Consider the following 3,095-nt stretch of genomic DNA (forward strand, 5'->3'; position numbering starts at 1 on the left):
ACTGCACAACCGGGCGACACGCGCCATCGCCAGTCAGTTTCTAAGCAATCTTGTCGATGCTGTGCCTTACCAGATCCATACGGTGCTAACCGACAACGGCGTCCAGTTCTGTCATCCCAGGCGTTACCGTGACGGCCCGAATGCTACCATGATGGGGCATCAGTTTGATCGGGTCTGTGCCGAGAACAGTATCGAGCATCGGTTGACAAAACCGAACCACCCCTGGACCAATGGGCAGGTCGAGAGGATGAACAGAACACTGAAAGAGGCAACGGTCCGGCGGTATCACTACGGCAACCACGATCAGCTCCGTGAACATCTCCAGAACTTCGTCAACGCTTACAATTACGCTAAACGACTCAAGACCCTCCGAGGCCTCACACCCTTCGAGCACATCGTTCAGTGCTGGAAAAAAGAACCAAAACCCTTCAAGCTAAATCCAACCCATCACACTCCGGGACTAAACACCTAGGCGATAGCATGGGCATTCCTTGCCGTATCAGCAACAACGGCAGGGAAGCAGCCCTCCACAATTCTCCAGACTTCGGCCGTTAATATCTATCGTTCGAGCCTTCGTTATGGCCCCGTGGATACAGAATCCGAACAGCATTTCATCGAGTTCTTGGATGCCAGCCTTGGTTTTCAACAGACCGAGGCAAAAGATGTTATAGGACATTATCGAAAGTTTGCGGCAGAAGTGGGGACCCAATAGATGCACACATTTGCTTCTCTAAGAGCCCGACTCAAAATTAATACCCATTGATTTCAAGCCCTTGCAATAAGGCGGGTGGTGCGCCGGATGGAGGCGATGAGCAGCCATGCCTCGGAAGATGCGATGGTTGCCTCCCAGTCTTTGGCCAGGCGACGACATCTTCCCAGCCAAGCAAATGTGCGCTCGACAACCCAGCGCCTTGCGATAACGACAAACCCTTTTGCGCCATCGGGGCGCTTGACGATCTCGATGGTCGGCCCATCCATGTTTTGAAGAACCGTTTCCAGCTTTTGCCCGGCATAACCGCCATCGGCGAACAGATGGGCAAGGCTGGGGAAGCTCTCTTTCGTGTATGCGATGGCGACCGGTGCGCCATCCCTGTCCTGTATATTGGCGGTGTGCGTGATCGCACCCAGCATATTGCCTTGCGTATCGGTGAGGATGTGACGCTTGCGGCCTGTAATCTTCTTGCCCGCATCAAAGCCGCGCGGGCCGCCGCTTTCCGTGGTTTTCACGCTTTGGCTGTCGATCACACCCGCTGTCGGCTCTGCCGCTCGACCAGCCAAAAGGCGCGCGGACATGACCAGCGTTTCGTTGATGATGTCGAGCATGCCGCTGTCGCGCAATTGGTAGAAATAGTACTGAACCGTCGTGAAGGGTGGAAAGTCTTTTGGTAGCATCGCCCACTGGCAGCCCGTCGCCGCTATATACTGGATCGCATTCCATATCTCGCACATCGGCCATTTGCGAGGCCGACCGACCTTGTTCGGCGCAGGCATGAAGGGCGCGATCAACGCCCATTCCTCGTCTGTACAATCGCTTGCATAGCGCAAGTGTCTGCGCTCATATTGTTTCCGAGTGATTTCAGTCCAGGCCATCCGATCCTCCTTTGTCTTTGCAAACAACAGAGAATCACAACCTGCTGGAATCACTCAACATAATTTTCGGTTGGCCTCTAAAAGAAAAGCAACGAAAGATTCGATCGGGGTTCTCCTCAGATGTCGGGCTCCGAGTTCGTCGTTGTATGAGCTGGTTAACCCTTGCGCAAACGGAGTCGTCCACACACGACAGGACCACGCCATGCATTCGATTAGGCCCCCTACGTTTTAACTGCCGAAATGCGTGATGCCATATAGAATGAAGCCGGCGATAAAGATGGTCTCGACTACAATCAGTATGATTGCCTGACCGCCGACACCCACGATACCCTTGAGAGACGTTTTCATGCCGACCGCAGCAATCGAGACCAACAACGCCCATTTCGAAAGATCAGACAGGAATGCCTGCACGAAGGATGGGATCAGGCCGAAAGAGTTGATTGCCGCCAGCAGCAGAAACATGAGAATGAAAAACGGCATGAGAGGGGGGCGTTTACCGTCGACATCCTCGTCGTTCTCCGCATAGGTGCAGATAACGAGGGAAAAGATCAGGACGACCGGTGCCAACATTGTCACGCGGATCAATTTCACAAGCGTTGCAGTCTCGCCTGTTTCATTGCTCACCGAAAAACCGGCACCGACAACCTGTGCCACATCATGGATGGTGCCCCCAATGAAGACTCCCGTCGCACGGCTGTCGAGACCAACCGCTGCCGAAATAATCGGATAGGCGACCATCGCGAGCGTGGACAAGACAGTCACACTCAGGACCGTAAAAATCAAGTTGCGCTCGGAATGCTCATTCTTGGGCAGGACTGCGGCAATGGCCATCGCGGCAGATGCCCCGCAGATGGCAACAGACCCACCGGTCAAGAGTGCAAAACGCCAGCCCCGGCCCAGCAGCTTGGCCCCGATGAGGCCTACTAGGATCGTGAGAATAACGCCAGCAACAACCAAACCAATCAATTTCGGCCCCAATCCGATCAGCAGTTCCACGCTGATACGCGCGCCCAACAGTGCAACGCCGATGCGCAACACGGTACGGGATGTAAGTGCGATGCCGAGAACGCACCAGCCTTCTTCGGCAAGGAAGTGAAATGCGATGCCCAGGAGCAATGCCATCAACATGGCCGGAGCGCCATAGTGGTCGGACAGAAATTGTGCCGCCGCTGCTACAACAACGGAAACGGCAAATCCGGGACTGTTCTCAGTTAAAAAGACCTGGATGCGACCAAAGAAGTCGCCGCGTGGAGCCAATGGGGCAGTCATCGGACAATGTCTCCTTGACCGCACGCCAAGTGCTTGACGTTGCGCGACGAATACAGGTGATGGAATTTCAAGCCAGATGGGCGTTTTCTGGATGAGCGAGCGAGACGCCATTCAGGAACAACAGGACGTAGCTCTTGAGCGCCTCCCAGAGGAGATCGGTGCCATGAAGATCATGGATGTCCGCGACTTCGAGCGTGTCGGCGTTTAGCGGACGGTTCGCAAAGTCCGACGGCGCA

At 54.8% G+C, this 3,095-nt stretch carries 3 protein-coding genes; 1 reads left to right on the top strand and 2 read right to left on the bottom strand.

The annotated features are described in order from the left end of the window. The coding region (locus ACESNI_RS16835) for an integrase core domain-containing protein (protein WP_373089118.1) at window positions 1-472 on the top strand (472 nt) is incomplete at its 5' end. A gap of 293 nt (window positions 473-765) precedes the next feature. On the opposite strand, the gene ACESNI_RS16840 is transcribed toward ACESNI_RS16835, so the two are convergent. Beyond that, entirely contained in the window at window positions 766-1,590 is an 825-nt protein-coding gene (locus tag ACESNI_RS16840; RefSeq protein ID WP_373089120.1) for an IS5 family transposase, read from the bottom strand. Window positions 1,591-1,818: 228 nt separating this feature from the next. Next, window positions 1,819-2,859 carry a YeiH family protein gene (locus ACESNI_RS16845; RefSeq protein WP_373089122.1) on the bottom strand — a complete coding sequence of 347 codons (1,041 nt, stop codon included), beginning with the start codon at window positions 2,857-2,859 and terminating at the stop codon, window positions 1,819-1,821. Window positions 2,860-3,095: the final 236 nt, after the last annotated feature.

Source organism: Sneathiella sp. (genome assembly GCF_041689005.1).
Classification (GTDB): Bacteria; Pseudomonadota; Alphaproteobacteria; order Sneathiellales; family Sneathiellaceae; genus Sneathiella.

Excerpts from the sequence above, each read along its gene's own strand:
- ACESNI_RS16840 (WP_373089120.1), bottom strand. The coding sequence starts at position 1,590 with ATGGCCTGGACTGAAATCACTCGGAAACAATATGAGCGCAGACACTTG.
- ACESNI_RS16845 (WP_373089122.1), bottom strand. The coding sequence starts at position 2,859 with ATGACTGCCCCATTGGCTCCACGCGGCGACTTCTTTGGTCGCATCCAG.